General features: G+C 40.8%; 11 protein-coding genes. 5 read left to right on the top strand and 6 right to left on the bottom strand.

The genetic code is table 11. The features are described from left to right. The first annotated feature begins 132 nt into the window (after window positions 1-132). Genes ACYUCW_RS01705 through ACYUCW_RS01695 form a run of 3 tightly spaced genes read left to right on the top strand, consistent with a single transcriptional unit; the run spans window position 133 to window position 5,099 of the window. Window positions 133-1,206, top strand: coding sequence for an HlyD family secretion protein (locus tag ACYUCW_RS01705; RefSeq protein ID WP_004242877.1), 1,074 nt, complete (start codon window positions 133-135; stop codon window positions 1,204-1,206). Then, complete coding sequence (gene rbbA / locus ACYUCW_RS01700; RefSeq protein WP_460408145.1) at window positions 1,203-3,971, top strand: ribosome-associated ATPase/putative transporter RbbA; 2,769 nt, start codon at window positions 1,203-1,205, stop codon at window positions 3,969-3,971. The genes ACYUCW_RS01705 and rbbA overlap by 4 nt, the downstream gene beginning before the upstream one ends. Further along, complete coding sequence (locus ACYUCW_RS01695) at window positions 3,972-5,099, top strand: ABC transporter permease (RefSeq protein WP_004242881.1); 1,128 nt, start codon at window positions 3,972-3,974, stop codon at window positions 5,097-5,099. Between the two features lie 27 nt (window positions 5,100-5,126). Here the strand turns inward: ACYUCW_RS01695 and kdpE are convergent, their stop codons facing one another. The 5 genes from kdpE to kdpA are packed head-to-tail and all read right to left on the bottom strand — an operon-like array spanning window position 5,127 to window position 12,887. Continuing rightward, window positions 5,127-5,810 (bottom strand): two-component system response regulator KdpE, encoded by a 684-nt coding sequence (gene kdpE, locus ACYUCW_RS01690; protein WP_004242882.1) that lies wholly within the window; start codon window positions 5,808-5,810, stop codon window positions 5,127-5,129. Beyond that, the gene (kdpD, locus tag ACYUCW_RS01685; RefSeq protein WP_460408143.1) at window positions 5,807-8,509 is read right to left on the bottom strand and encodes a two-component system sensor histidine kinase KdpD; all 2,703 of its coding nucleotides are present in this window, start codon (window positions 8,507-8,509) and stop codon (window positions 5,807-5,809) included. Before kdpD ends, kdpE begins: the two co-directional genes overlap by 4 nt. Window positions 8,510-8,513: 4 nt before the next feature. Beyond that, a complete protein-coding gene (gene kdpC, locus ACYUCW_RS01680; RefSeq protein WP_004248042.1) occupies window positions 8,514-9,107 on the bottom strand; it encodes a potassium-transporting ATPase subunit KdpC in 594 nt (197 codons plus the stop codon). A gap of 10 nt (window positions 9,108-9,117) precedes the next feature. After that, window positions 9,118-11,175 carry a potassium-transporting ATPase subunit KdpB gene (kdpB, locus tag ACYUCW_RS01675; RefSeq protein ID WP_460408141.1) on the bottom strand — a complete coding sequence of 686 codons (2,058 nt, stop codon included), beginning with the start codon at window positions 11,173-11,175 and terminating at the stop codon, window positions 9,118-9,120. An 11-nt stretch (window positions 11,176-11,186) separates the two neighbouring features. Further along, a complete protein-coding gene (gene kdpA / locus ACYUCW_RS01670; protein ID WP_004242886.1) occupies window positions 11,187-12,887 on the bottom strand; it encodes a potassium-transporting ATPase subunit KdpA in 1,701 nt (566 codons plus the stop codon). Window positions 12,888-13,222: 335 nt separating this feature from the next. Here kdpA and ACYUCW_RS01665 point away from each other — a divergent pair, with 335 nt between their 5' ends. Both ACYUCW_RS01665 and ACYUCW_RS01660 read left to right on the top strand, forming a co-directional pair. After that, the gene (locus ACYUCW_RS01665) at window positions 13,223-13,909 is read left to right on the top strand and encodes an ankyrin repeat domain-containing protein (RefSeq protein ID WP_004242887.1); all 687 of its coding nucleotides are present in this window, start codon (window positions 13,223-13,225) and stop codon (window positions 13,907-13,909) included. Next, window positions 13,909-14,370, top strand: a complete 462-nt coding sequence (locus tag ACYUCW_RS01660) for a nucleoside deaminase (RefSeq protein WP_004242888.1) — start codon at window positions 13,909-13,911, stop codon at window positions 14,368-14,370. The genes ACYUCW_RS01665 and ACYUCW_RS01660 overlap by 1 nt, the downstream gene beginning before the upstream one ends. A gap of 52 nt (window positions 14,371-14,422) precedes the next feature. Here ACYUCW_RS01660 and dmsD read toward each other — a convergent pair whose 3' ends face one another. Continuing rightward, complete coding sequence (dmsD, locus tag ACYUCW_RS01655; protein WP_460408139.1) at window positions 14,423-15,034, bottom strand: Tat proofreading chaperone DmsD; 612 nt, start codon at window positions 15,032-15,034, stop codon at window positions 14,423-14,425. Window positions 15,035-15,117: the final 83 nt, after the last annotated feature.

The following is a 15,117-nucleotide window of genomic DNA, read 5'->3' as shown; positions in this document are numbered from 1 at the left end:
GTATATATATAAATGGACTATTTTTAAAGTAGATGAAATAAAATTAAAATTTGTTATTTAACTATTTTCTTACACACAGTAAATCACAAAAAATTGGGTTATTTATGGCAAAAGGAAGGTTAAATAATTTATATGAAAAATCAAAAAACGAATCGTTTTTTTGTTTACGGCATTATTATTGTTGCAATTATTGCAGCAGGTATTTTTTGGTGGAAAACACAAGCACCAGCACTCCCTGATGGGTTTGCTCAAAGTAATGGGAGAATTGAAGCTACTGAAATTGATATTTCAACCAAAACACCAGGAAGAATTGACACTATTTTGGTTAAAGAGGGGGATTTTGTTAAAGCGGGTGAAGTGTTGGCAACAATGGATACTCGTACCTTAAAAGAGCAACTTCATGAAGTTCAAGCCCAACTAGAGCAAGCCAAAAGTAGCGTTATGACGGCAGAGTCGGCACTTTCTCAACGTCAAAGTGAGCAAGTTGCAGCGCAGGCGGTTGTTCGTCAGCGTATTGCAGAGCTTGACGCATCAGTAAAACGCCTTAACCGCTCTCGAGCATTAGTTAAAACAAAAGCAATTTCTATTCAACAACTGGATGATGATATAGCAAGAACCGAAGGGGCTCGCGCTGCTGTTGAAGCTGCAAAAGCACAAGTGACTGCAACCATTGCGGCAATTGATTCGGCAAAGTCTGGAATTATTCAAGCAAAAACCAAAGTTGATGCAGCAACAGCTACCGAACGACGTATTATGGCTGAGTTGGATGATAGTATCTTAAAAGCTCCTCGTAATGGCCGTGTACAATATCGTGTTGCGGAACCCGGTGAAGTGCTAGGCGCTGGTGGTCGAGTGTTAAATATGGTCGACCTTAGTGATGTGTATATGACATTCTTTTTGCCAACTGAAGCCGCTGGTAAAGCAGCCTTAGGCAGTGATGTCCATATTATTTTGGACGCAGCCCCACATATTGTGATCCCTGCGAAAACGACTTATGTTGCCAGTGTTGCACAGTTTACCCCTAAAACGGTTGAAACTGACAATGAACGTTTGAAACTGATGTTTCGTGTAAGAGCGAGGATCTCCCCTGAATTACTAGAGAAACACCTTGAATATGTCAAAACAGGTTTACCGGGACGTGCCTATATTCGCTTAGATAATAGCCAACCTTGGCCGACTGATTTAGAGGTGAAATTACCACAATGAGTCAACTAATGAGAACGCAAAGTCATTCTCATATCATTGAATTGACTCATGTATCCCAACATTATGGTGATACCAAAGCACTTGATGATGTGACATTGACTATTCCTGCCGGAAAAATGGTCGGCTTAATAGGCCCGGATGGTGTCGGAAAATCGAGTTTAATTTCTCTTATTTCAGGAGCCAGAGAAATTCAGCAAGGGCAAGTGATAGTACTTAATGGTGATATGAATGATGTTAATCACCGGCGAGCTGTTTGCCCCAAAATTGCCTATATGCCGCAAGGGTTAGGTAAAAATCTTTATCACACACTTTCTGTTTTTGAAAACGTCGATTTCTTTGGTCGCTTATTTGGTCAATCAAAACAAGAGCGAGAAGAGCGCATCAATGATTTACTTGAAAGTACTGGGTTAGCGCCTTTTAAGGATAGACCTGCGGGTAAACTATCTGGTGGTATGAAGCAAAAACTGGGGCTTTGCTGTGCATTAATTCATGATCCACAATTGCTGATCCTTGATGAACCCACCACAGGGGTTGACCCATTATCACGGGCGCAATTTTGGGAGTTAATTAATCGTATTCGTAAACGTCAAACCAATATGAGCGTATTGGTTGCAACGGCTTATATGGAAGAGGCTGAACGCTTTGATTGGCTGGTTGCAATGGATGCAGGTAAGGTTTTAGCCACTGGTCATGCGGAAGAATTAAAGGCGCAAACGGCGACAGATGAATTAGAAGCTGCTTTTATTGAGCTTTTACCGGAAGAAAAACGCAAAAACCATCAAAAAGTGATTATTCCTCCACGGGATAAAAGTGATGACGATATTATCGCCATTGAGGCCAAAGAGTTAACAATGCGCTTTGGTCAGTTTGTTGCTGTTGATCATGTCAGTTTTCGTATTCCTAAAGGCGAAATTTTTGGTTTCCTAGGTTCGAATGGTTGTGGTAAATCCACCACCATGAAAATGCTTACAGGTTTACTTGAGGCAAGTGAAGGGCGCGCTTGGTTATTTGGGCAAGAGGTTGATCCAAAAGATATCGAAACTCGTAAACGTGTTGGTTATATGTCGCAAGCATTCTCACTGTATAGCGAATTAACGGTTCGACAAAATTTAGAGCTACATGCCAAACTCTTTCATATCCCAGAACAGGATATTCCTCAACGTATCAAAGAAATGAGTGAGCGTTTTAATTTGACCGATGTGGAAGATATGATGCCTGACGGTTTACCTTTAGGTATTCGACAACGCTTATCGTTAGCGGTGGCAGTGATCCACAAACCAGAAATGCTGATCCTTGATGAACCCACCTCTGGGGTTGACCCTATCGCTCGAGATATGTTCTGGAAGCTGATGGTTGATCTCTCAAGACGTGACGGTGTCACTATTTTTATCTCTACCCACTTTATGAATGAAGCGGCGCGTTGTGACAGAATGTCTCTGATGCATGCCGGAAAAGTGCTAGTGACAGATACTCCGGCTAATTTAGTGAAAAATAGTCAATTTGATACACTAGAAGAAGTATTTATTGATTATTTGAAAAAAGCATCCGGTGAAACAGAAGCACCCGATATTGAAGATAAACAGCTACAATTGCCCGCCTCTAGTGAAGAAAGTGCGGAAAAAGCGTTAAAACAACGATTTAGTTTACGCCGTTTATTTAGTTATAGCATTCGTGAGGGGATGGAATTACGCCGTGACCCAGTACGCCTTACCTTAGCATTACTAGGTACGGTAATATTGATGTTTATTATGGGTTACGGCATCAGTATGGATGTTGAAAACCTACGCTTTGCCATTATGGATAGAGATCAAACAGGGCTAAGTCAGGCTTATAGTCAAAATCTATCAGGCTCTCGCTATTTTATTGAAAAAGCGCCGATTACCGATTATAACCAACTTGAGCGTCGTCTCCGCAGTGGTGATATTACTGTTGCGATTGAAATTCCGCCTAATTTTGCTCGAGATGTTGCTAAAGGACATAAAGTAAAAATAGGGGTTTGGATTGATGGCGCGATGCCAAATCGTGCAGAAACTGTCCGTGGATATATTCAGGCAATGCATCTAACTTGGATGTTAGATATGGCCATGCGTCAACCTACCAATATGGTTGATCAATTTTCCCCCATTGATATCGAAACCCGTTATCGCTATAACCCTGATGTAAAAAGTTTACCCGCCATAGTACCTGCGGTTATTCCGTTGTTGTTGATGATGATCCCCGCGATGTTAAGCGCCTTGAGTGTGGTACGTGAAAAAGAGCTAGGCTCTATTATTAATTTATACGTTACTCCGGTCACTAAAGCCGAGTTTTTATTAGGCAAACAGATCCCCTATATTTTATTGGGAATGTTTAACTTTTTTATGCTCTGTGCGCTTTCGGTATTTGTTTTTGGTGTCAGTTTTAAAGGAAGCATGTTAACACTCTCATTAGGGGCGTTGCTTTATATCACTATTGCTACAGGAATGGGATTACTGATTTCTTGTTTTATGAAAAGTCAGATTGCGGCTATTTTTGGTACTTCAATTATTACCTTAATTCCTGCTACGCAATTCTCCGGCATGATTGACCCAGTATCATCATTAGAAGGTATTGGTAAATGGATAGGGCATATTTATCCGACTTCTCACTTTCTTACTATCACTCGAGGAACGTTTTCAAAAGGACTTAACTTATTTGATTTGCCTTGGTCTTTTATTCCGTTACTTATCACGATCCTCATTGTGATTGGGCTGAGTGTCTTTTTCTTGAAAAAGCAGGAGGCTTAAATGTGGCATACCGTACAAAATATTTTTAATTTAGGAATAAAAGAGTTACGAAGTTTATCCCGTGATAAGGCGATGCTGGCATTAATTGTGTTTGCCTTTACCGTATCAATATACTCATCGGCTACTGTAACACCGGGCTCATTACACCATGCGCCGATAGCGGTGGCTGATCAGGATAAATCTCAACTTTCGGCTCGTATTGTCAATAGCTTTTATATGCCTTACTTTTTACCACCTGCAGATATTACACCCGAGCAGATTGATGGTTTATTAGATAGAGGAACTTATACTTTTGCGTTAGATATTCCGCCTAATTTTCAACGCGATCTACTCGCAGGACGTAAGCCAGAAATTCAAGTCAATATTGATGCAACACGGATGAGTCAAGCTTTCTTAGGAAATAGCTATATTCAAAATATCGTTATGGGAGAAGCGAAAACTTTTCTTGCTAAAGAGCGCACTAACGATCCACTGCCTGTGGATTTAGAAGTTAGAATGAGCTTTAACCCAAACTTAACACAATCTTGGTTTGGCTCTGTTATGGCGATAATCAATAACATTACCATGCTATCTATTGTATTAACCGGAGCGGCATTAATACGAGAGCGAGAGCATGGCACTATTGAACACTTATTAGTTATGCCTGTCACACCATTTGAGATCATGCTTTCTAAAATATGGTCAATGGGATTGGTTGTATTGTTAGCGTCAGCCATGTCTTTAGTACTAGTGGTTAAATCACTGCTACATGTGCCGATCGAAGGCTCTGTTTTGTTATTTATGTGTGGGGTGGCGTTAAGTTTATTTGCAACGACATCCATTGGTATTTTCTTAGGCACTATGGCGCGCTCAATGCCACAATTTGGTTTATTGATGATTATGGTATTGTTGCCATTAAATATGTTGTCTGGAGGGATGACCTCAAGAGAGAGTATGCCTCAGTTTGTACAAGATGTGATGCAAACTATGCCAACCACACATTTTGTCAGCCTTGCACAAGCGATATTATATAGGGGCGCAGATTTCTCGATTGTTTGGCCTCAATTTATCGTTTTAATTATTATTGGCTCAGTCTTTTTTGCATTGGCACTGTTACGTTTTAGAAAAACGATATCTGCAATGGCTTAGTCGTTCTGATAAACCGAAAAAAGAGACTTAAGGCATAAAACGATAACCGATCCCCGTTTCAGTAATTAAGTGCACTGGACAGGTGGGATCGGTTTCTATTTTCTGACGTAGATGCCCCATATAAATTCGCAAATAATGGCTATGCTCTACAAAGTTAGGCCCCCAAACATGCTGCATTAAATGACGTTGAGTTAATACTTTTCCACTATTGTTGACAAGTTCACTGAGTAGACGAAATTCGGTCGGAGTAAAGTGAATGGGTACGCCTTGGCGAGTGACTATTCTTTTAACCCAATCAATAGTGATATCACCAAATGTAAATTGAGTCGTTTCTGTTTCTTGTTTGACAAAACGACGTAATGAAGCACGAACCCGGGCTAGTAATTCACTCATACCGAAGGGTTTAGTTAAATAATCATCAGCTCCAGCGTCTAAAGCATCAACTTTATCTTGTTCAGAATCTCTGGCGGATAACACAATAATCGGCGTGCTACTCCATTGACGGAAATCTTGAATAAAGCAAAGCCCATCTTTATCAGGTAATCCCAGATCAAGAATGACTAAATCAGGTTTTCTTGATGCTGCTTCTATTAATCCTCGTTGACATTCTGAGGCGTCATAAACACGAAAACCTTCGTTCTCTAATGCAAGGCGAACGAATCGTAAGATCTCTTTTTCATCTTCAACAATCAATATGTTATATGGCGTCACTGTTTTATTTCAATCTCATCAATATTCGGTAGTGATTTTAAAGGTAAAACAAAGTGAAAACTGGCTCCACCTTTTTTATTATTTTCAGCCCAAATTTTACCTTCATGTAAGTGGATAATAGCACTGCAAATAGCAAGACCCAGCCCAACCCCCGGAATGGCGGACTCTTTTACTGCACGTGAAAATTTATTAAAAATAAGCTGCAATTGTTCAGTGGGAATACCTGCGCCTTCATCCCAAACTTCAACATGAATTTGATCCTCTTCAACCGTAGCTTTTATGCCTAATTTAGTTTGTGATGCGGTATATTTGACTGCATTTTCTAACAAATTAGTTAACACGCGCTCAATTAACAGACTATCGCAATAGAGTAATAAATCAGCTGGAATATCAATTTGTAATGGGTGTTTATCAAGTAAATAAGAGAGTGAACGTACTGCACTTCCAGCAATTTCTTGCAGTAAATTCCACTGCAAGTTGACTTGGATCCCCTCAGATTGAATACGTGCCATATCCAGTAAATTGTTGACTAAGCGAGAGGTCGTCAAAATTTGTTGGCGGATCTGACTAACTTGTTCAGTATGAGCAGAGCCCTCAGCACTTAAGTCTAGAAGAAGAATTTCAGACTGGCCAAACAGGACGGTAAGTGGTGTTTTTAGATCATGAGAAAGGGCGGCTAAGAGCGCATTTCTTAATTGTTCTCGTTCTATATTAATACGAGATTGTTCGGCCATTTCCGCCTGTTGTAACCGTTCAAGAGCATTGGCAATTAGGCCATTAAATGTCTGTAGGAGTTGCTGTTGTTCAGGAATAAGTACTTGGCGTAGATTATTTGGCTCAATCGCTAAAATCGCTAATACTTGTTGAGATGCGCTAATAGGGTGCAACTGATAAGGGACACTAGGTAGGGTATCCGTTCCTGCACCTGCGATTTGATCTTTATCCCAACACCAACGGGCAATACCACTATCAATGGGAAGTTGTCCCATACCTTCAGCATTGTATGGCGTTAATTCACCATGATGATTAGGCATTAATAAACAAACTTTGGCATCAAAAGCACTTGATAAAAAATGATAACTAGTACGTACCACTTCTTCTAAAGTCAGTGCCCGACTCAGCTCTCGGGTCATTTCAAATAAATGACGAGTGCGTTGTTCTCTATAACGAGCAACCCGGGTTTGATAACGCATTCCCGCAGTTAAATTACCCACCACTAACCCAACAATGAGCATTACGGAAAAAGTCACTAAATACTGCATATCTAATACAGCCAGTGAAAAATGCGGTTGTACAAAGAACAAATCAAAGCTTATCACATTGATTAAAGCAGCAAAAATAGAAGGGCGACGACCAAAAAATAGCGCGATAAGAACAACGCCTAATAAATAAAGAGTAACTAAATTCGCCTTATCTAACGCTAACAAAAAAGTACGTGAAAAAAGCGTAATAGCTAGACATAAACCAATAGCTGTTAGATAGCCTTTAAGATTTTGACGCCATTTATCATTTTGTGGCACAAATGTTTTTGTTTTATAACGCGGTTCTTCTTCATTTAAAGCGACACTGATAACATGCAAGTCAGGTGCATAACGCGCTAACCTTTCTGCGAAACGCATACGGACCCAACGTTTTAACCATTGCCACTTTTGATAGGGGCGTTGACCGATAATCACCTTGCCTAAATTATGCTCTCTGGCATAGCGGATCACCGCTTTTTCCGCTTGATTATCAGAAAGGATCGCCGTTCTTGCCCCTAGGTGTTGTGCTAACTTGAGGGAATGTAAAATAGCACGGCGTTTATGCTCACCTATCTGATGTAGCTTTGGTGTTTCAACATAAATAGCATGCCATTGGCAACCAAAAGCAGCAGCATAACGAGCGGCAGTACGCACTAATTTATCATTTCTTCCATGAGCACCAAGACAAACCATTAAACTATCAGTAGTATGCCAAACAGGCGTACCACCTTGGCTATCACGGAATTCTTTTACTTGGGAATCAACGCGATCTGCCATTCGTCTTAGGGCAAGCTCTCGTAATGCAATCAAATTACCTTTACGAAAAAAATGCTCTATTGCACGCTCTGCTTGTCCTGCCAGATAAACTTTGCCTTCATTTAAGCGCTGTTGTAGGTCGTCTGGTGGTAAGTCGACCATAACTACTTCATCGGCATTATCAAAGATATAATCAGGAATCGTCTCTTGAACGCGAATGCCAGTAATACTACCAACAATATCATTAAGACTTTCAATATGTTGTACATTAATGGTGGTTAAAACATCGATGCCCGCATCAAGTAACTCTTCAACATCTTGCCAACGTTTTGGATGGCGACATTTATGTGGATTACTAAAAGCCAATTCATCCATTAAGATCACCGCAGGATGTCTTGCTAAGGCCGCATCTAAATTAAAGGCAGAGAGCTTTCTACCACGATAATGTAATTTTAATGGCGGTAATAACGGTAATCCCTCAAGTTGTTGTGCCGTTTCTTGGCGCTGATGGGTTTCTACAACCCCAGCTAAGACATCAATACCTTGCTGATGTAAACGTTGAGCTTCTTGTAACATGGCGTAGGTTTTACCTACGCCGGCACAGGCACCAAAAAAGATCTTTAATCGTCCTCGATGGGGTGCTCGCGTTAATGCCAGCAAATCATCAGGAGAAGGGCGTTGCCACTGCGGAGCTTGTTCCATTTTATTACCCGCTCACTTTATTGTTTTTTTCTGCACTCAATCTATCAAGTGCCTGATTGAGTTTAAAGACATTCACCACAGGTTCACCTAAAAATGGTATTAATGGCGATGTCGTATTTTCTGTAATTAATTGTTTTATTTCATTTATTGTGAATTGACGTAATAACGCAATATGCGGTGCTTGGTAATAAGCGGCAGCCAATGAAATATGAGGATCAAGCCCACTGGCGGAAGCGGTCACTAAATCAACAGGAACGACTTGATGATTATCAACCCTTTTTTGCCATAAACGAACACCTGCAGCCACTTTCTCGCTTAAGAGTGGATTTGATGTAGCAAGTTGGCTAGCGCCGGAAGCCATACTATTGTAAGGCATTTCACTTGTCATTGAGGGGCGACCTTGAAAGTAATCGGCTCGATTAAATGACTGTCCAATCAATTCAGAGCCAATCAGTTTATCGTCCTGATAAACCAGTGAACCATTTGCTTGCCAAGGAAAAAACAATTGAGCTAATCCGGTTATAAATAAAGGATAGGCTAATCCAGTGATAAGTGTCAGTAATACTAACATCACTAAAGATGAACGAAAAAGATGCATAGTATTCTCCTTAAAGCCCAATAATAGCTAAAATCATATCGATGAGTTTAATGCCTAAAAAAGGAACAATTAACCCACTTATTCCGTATAAAGAGAGATTACGGCGTAATAATGAATGAGCAGAAACAGGACGATAATGCACACCTTTCAACGCTAAAGGGATCAAAAAGACGATGATCAAAGCATTAAAAATAACGGCTGATAACATCGCGGATGCCGGGGAGTGTAATCCCATAATATTGAGCATATTCAATTGCGGATATGTCACCGCAAAAGCTGCGGGAATAATGGCAAAATATTTTGCGATATCATTGGCAATACTAAAGGTGGTTAGGGCGCCACGGGTCATAAGCATTTGTTTACCAATATGAACGACTTCAATTAATTTGGTGGGATTTGAGTCCAAATCAACCATATTGCCTGCTTCTTTAGCGGCTTGCGTTCCTGAATTCATGGCCACAGCAACATCGGCTTGCGCTAAAGCCGGCGCATCATTAGTACCATCTCTGGTCATAGCGACAAGTCGACCTTCTGATTGATATTGACGGATCAACGCCAGTTTAGCCTCTGGAGTGGCTTGCGCAAGAAAATCATCTACACCGGACTCGGCAGCAATGGCCGCCGCAGTAAGATGGTTATCACCGGTGATCATCACGGTTTTAATGCCCATTTGGCGAAGTTGAGCAAAGCGCTCTTTGATACCCCCTTTGACGATATCTTTAAGTTCAACTACACCAAGGATATTTTGATTTTCAACGACGACTAATGGCGTAGCACCAGCTCTTGCGACTTGCTCGACTATGGTGTTGACTTCTTCGGGAAAATGACTATGACTAACTTCGATATGGCGACGAATAGCATCAACCGAGCCTTTACGTATAATACGCTCGCCAATATTTACGCCACTCATTCTGGTCATCGCTGAGAATGGAACAAAAGAGGCTCCCATCGAAGTTAAATCTCGTTCACGTAAATTAAAGCGCTGTTTGGCTAATATAACGATGCTACGACCCTCAGGTGTTTCATCTGCTAAAGAGCTTAATTGCGCCGCATCTGCCAATTGTTTTTCAGTTATTCCTGATAGAGGAATAAAACGAGAAGCTTGGCGATTACCTAAAGTAATTGTCCCTGTTTTATCGAGTAATAAAACATCAACGTCTCCTGCGGCTTCTACTGCACGTCCACTCGTCGCGATCACATTAGCGTCTAACATCCGGCTCATACCTGCCACACCAATAGAAGAGAGTAGTCCGCCGATGGTTGTAGGGATCAGACAAACTAATAATGCGATTAACGTTACAACAGAAATAACCTCACCATGCTCTTGGAATTGCACGGCAAACACACTAAAAGGATAGAGTGTGGTACAAGCGAATAAAAAGATCAGCGTTAGGGCCGTTAATAAAATAGTTAATGCAATTTCATTCGGCGTTTTTCTGCGTTTAGCCCCTTCCACCATACCAATCATACGATCGAGGAAAGAATTACCTGCTTCAGCACTACAACGAATAATCAACCAGTCAGATAACACACGAGTCCCTCCAGTAACAGAAGAAAAATCGCCACCTGACTCACGAATAACGGGAGCTGATTCACCGGTGATCGCACTTTCATCAACAGAAGCGCCACCTTCAATCACTTCACCATCACAAGGAATTACCTCGCCAGCATTGACCAAAACAATATCGCCTTTATGTAATAAAAGTGAATCAATGATTTCTTGGGGAGCGTGAAGATCAGCATGCTGTAAGCGCACCGCTTTAGATTGTTGTTTCGCACCTCGTAAGCTTGCCGCCTGTGCTTTACTACGACTTTCTGCTAAAGATTCAGCAAAATTGGCAAATAGTAGGGTTATCCATAACCAAAGCATGACTTGAAAAGTAAAATGATTATCTGGTGGTAGATACCCCAGTAAAACGGCAAACCAAATACCCGTAGTGAATAGTGCACCAACATAAACAATAAACATCACCGGATTATGCCATTGGGCTTGAGGGGTGCATTTTTTGATAGCATCCAAGAAAGCTGACATCATTGTTTTTCTATTAAAAAGAGGTGTTTTTTTCATGATGAGTGTCCTTATTTAGCCCATAACAACTGTAAATGCTCAGCAATAGGGCCTAGTGCTAATGCCGGAACAAAGGTGAGTGCACCAATCATTATTACTGTGAGGAACAATAGAAAAATAAATAGCGGTGAAGTAGTGGACAATGTGGCTAAACTTTCGGCTTGGCGTTTTTTTATTGCCAAACTACCGGCGATAGCTAAGACAGGCAACATGACACCAAAACGTCCGACAAGCATAGTGATACCTAATAACAGATTATAAAAAACAGAATTAGCATTCAGTCCGGCGAAAGCACTGCCATTGTTATTGGCAGCTGAAGTAAAAGCGTATAAAACTTCACTAAAACCATGAGGACCAGGATTTAAAATCGCTTCGCGACCTACTTCGCTAAAGAGGGCAAGTGTTGTACCTAATAAGGTGATTGCTGGTGATATTAAAATAGCGACAGCAACCCATTTCATTTCTGCTACACCAATTTTTTTGCCGAGATATTCAGGTGCTCGACCCACCATTAATCCAGCGATAAAAACAGCTAACAAAACATACAAGATCATGCCATAAAAACCAGAACCAACACCGCCGAAGATGACTTCTCCAGTTTGCATTAACCACATAGGAACCATACCTCCTAATGCAGTTAATGAATCATGCATGGCATTTACTGCACCACAAGAAGCAGCTGTAGTGACGGCAACAAATAACGCACTGCCTATTAAACCAAAGCGACTCTCTTTACCTTCCATATTTAATGAACTATCCGCACCCATTAACGTAAATTGTGGGTTACCTCGCCATTCAGCCCAAACAATCACGCTAACCGCAACAATAAAAATCAATGTCATTACCCAAAGTAAGGTATAGCCTTGCCGTTGTGTGCCACTCAGTCGGCCAAAGGCGAAGCATAGCGCGGTAGGTAACAGGAATATGGCAAGTATTTGCAAAAAGTTACTGAAAGAGGTTGGGTTTTCATAAGGATGAGCAGAGTTTGCTGCAAAATAGCCTCCTCCATTGGTTCCTAACAGTTTAATTGCCTCTTGAGAAGCAACGGGGCCCATTGGTAACCATTGCTGATTTTCAAGTCCTTGGCTTAATAGCGCGGGATGGAAATTTTGGATCACGCCTTGGCTAACAAATAACAGTGACCAAATAATGGCTAAAGGTAGTAACAGATATAGGGTAATACGACCGATATCTACCCAAGCATTACCAATGGAATGGCAAGAAGATTGTGTTAATGCTCTGATCAATACAAAGGCAACAGCGATCCCCGTTGTTGCTGATAAGAAATTTTGTACTGTAAGCCCCATCATTTGGCTTAAATAGCTGACGGCTGTTTCACCGCTATAGGCCTGCCAATTGGTATTAGTAATAAAACTAATGGTGGTATTTAATGCTAAATCCCAACTCATATTAGGTGCAAACTGTGGATTTAAAGGTAAATAACCTTGATTAAGTAAAATTACCAATAATAAAAGTGCTCCCATTGAGTTAAAAATTAACAGGGCGAACATATAGTGATACCAACTCATAGGCTGAATTGCTTTGCCGGCAGGTTTAAAACCACAGCTACGCCAAATAACCTGTTCTGTTTTTGTTACCCAATGAGGTAAATCACCTTCTATGAGACGAGCAAGATAATTGCCAATCACTTTTCCCATAATCAGTAAGACGGTGAGAAAAACGGCAATATAGATCAACGTTGTTGTTGCCATTTTTAAAATGCCTCTGCATGAAACAACACATAAATAAGATAAGCAGTGAGCACAATAACTAATGCCACAGCACCGAATATCAACATTTGAACTATCCTTTTGCGATTTAGATTGAGTAAAGCTACTGAAAGAGGTGTAAAGATGTTGATAAAAGCGCTCTGACGGATGTAAAAAAAGTATAAAAATGCTGACCAAACCTAAATCAAGGCTTAATGGTGGAATATTTTATTCCTCAATGGGTTGAAATAATGCCATCCCTTTGTTAGATGTAATAAATAGTCGAATAATCTGCTGATTAAGCAGGCTGAAAATACCCCTTCACGAGGAGAGATTGAATGAATGCTATCTATTTAAAGACCAAGTGGTTTTTCTACTTCTTAGGCCTATTAATGGTTTCATCTATCTTTATGGTAAAAGCAATGGCAAATTCTGATAAAGCAGATCTAGTAACACTGGCACAAGAGGGAAACTTGCCAGAATTAAAGCGCCAGATAGCGCAAGGAGAGAATATTGAACAACGAGATATCAAATTGCGTACACCGCTAATGGCGGCTACTCATGCGAATCAAATTGAGGTGGCAAAATACCTGATTGAACAAGGGGCTAACGTCAATGCCCGCGATGCTATCTATGATTCACCTTATCTTTATGCTGGAGCGAGAGGATTGCAGGAAATTTTAGCTTTAACCTTAGCCCATGGCGCAGATCTGAATAGCATCAACCGTTATGGTGGTACGGCATTGATTCCTGCGGCGGAGCGCGGCCATGTTGCCACAGTAAAAACCTTGATTGATGCCGGTGTAGATGTCAATCATGTTAATCGCCTTGGTTGGACTGCGTTAATTGAAGCCATTATTTTAGGTGATGGAAGTCAAAAATATGCAGATATCGTGACGTTGCTGATCGATGGTGGGGCGGATGTTAATTTGGCTGATGGATCTGGACGTACACCATTAACCTTAGCGAAAGATAAAGGCTATACCAATATCATCAATATTCTTCAACAAGCAGGGGCAAAATAATGTCAGATAAGCAATTTATACAGCAAGCCATTTCGCTTGCCACAGAGAATGTGAAAGTTGGTGGGCGTCCCTTTGGCGCGGTGATCGTGAAAAATGGCCAAGTGATTGCTCATGCTGTTAATCAAATTACAGCGACAAATGATCCAACTGCACATGCAGAATTATTAGCATTACGAGAAGCCGGAAAAGTGTTAGGACGAGCAAAATTGGATGATTGTGTGGTTTATGCCAGTGGTCAACCTTGTCCAATGTGTTTGGCGGCTATGCGTATGGCGGGGATCTCACAAATATTTTATGCTTACTCTAATGATGATGCCCAGCCTTATGGATTATCGACAGCCAATATTGCTAAGGCATTAAGAGTCGCTCCGGAGCAACAAGAAGGGTTGCAATTTGTGCAAATAAAACCTGAAGACGAAAAACAACCGGCACTTTATCAGCTGTGGTCTCAACAATCTTAACTAAAAATAACAGCCCAATTAGGGCTGTTCTTCTTTTGATCAAATCAGTCGATTAGCAAAATAGCTGTTTTTTAACAGGAGTAATCGAGAGTAGGGATTGCCAGCTTTTAAGCGTTAACGTTGCTAACATGGCAAGACCTTCATAATAAGGGAATGCCCCTTGTAATGACAATTTCTCTAGATAGCGATAAGCCCAAGGTAATAAATGTTCAGCAAGTAGTTCAGTTAATTTTTCAGGGCGTGTTTCTGCAACCCATGCCACCATCATCACCATTAAACCAAAGTGATCTTCAGGTTCATTTTGAGTCAAGGCAATATCAATACCATTCTCCAGCATCCATTCACGTAAATCTAAGGTTGAATCACCAAATAAGACATTCTCATGATCAAGATACACCGATCCCCAAGGTGGTGCAGGTAGCGCATAAGGCCCAATAAATAAACGTTGATAGGCTTGTGCTAATGTTTCATCTTGATAGGTAGTTTGCGCCAATAATGAGGCAATGCGTTGTTTTTCTTCTTCAGAGCCATAAGGCCATTCAGTTAACCATTTGCCGCTTGAGAGTAACTCAACAATGTCACTTTTTTCAGTTGGTGGGTAATAGAAAGCAGCCCCAATAATACGGGCAGAGAGAGAAATATCTGTAATAACTTGTTGTTCCATAATATTTTTATTATCCGCTGAAATGTATATTATCTATAATAGGTTATTCCCTATATAAACATAATGACTAAGATTAAAAAAGG

The organism is Proteus sp. MB838 (assembly GCF_054767435.1).
This window is presented reverse-complemented; position numbering and strand designations above follow the sequence as displayed.

What these genes read in the sequence shown, in the direction of transcription:
- kdpC (WP_004248042.1), bottom strand. Translation starts at nt 9,107, where the DNA reads ATGCATCTTTTTCGTTCATCTTTAGTGATGTTAGTATTACTGACACTT.
- ACYUCW_RS01695 (WP_004242881.1), top strand. Translation starts at nt 3,972, where the DNA reads ATGTGGCATACCGTACAAAATATTTTTAATTTAGGAATAAAAGAGTTA.
- kdpA (WP_004242886.1), bottom strand. Translation starts at nt 12,887, where the DNA reads ATGGCAACAACAACGTTGATCTATATTGCCGTTTTTCTCACCGTCTTA.
- ACYUCW_RS01665 (WP_004242887.1), top strand. Translation starts at nt 13,223, where the DNA reads ATGAATGCTATCTATTTAAAGACCAAGTGGTTTTTCTACTTCTTAGGC.
- rbbA (WP_460408145.1), top strand. Translation starts at nt 1,203, where the DNA reads ATGAGTCAACTAATGAGAACGCAAAGTCATTCTCATATCATTGAATTG.
- ACYUCW_RS01660 (WP_004242888.1), top strand. Translation starts at nt 13,909, where the DNA reads ATGTCAGATAAGCAATTTATACAGCAAGCCATTTCGCTTGCCACAGAG.
- dmsD (WP_460408139.1), bottom strand. Translation starts at nt 15,034, where the DNA reads ATGGAACAACAAGTTATTACAGATATTTCTCTCTCTGCCCGTATTATT.
- kdpD (WP_460408143.1), bottom strand. Translation starts at nt 8,509, where the DNA reads ATGGAACAAGCTCCGCAGTGGCAACGCCCTTCTCCTGATGATTTGCTG.
- ACYUCW_RS01705 (WP_004242877.1), top strand. Translation starts at nt 133, where the DNA reads ATGAAAAATCAAAAAACGAATCGTTTTTTTGTTTACGGCATTATTATT.
- kdpB (WP_460408141.1), bottom strand. Translation starts at nt 11,175, where the DNA reads ATGAAAAAAACACCTCTTTTTAATAGAAAAACAATGATGTCAGCTTTC.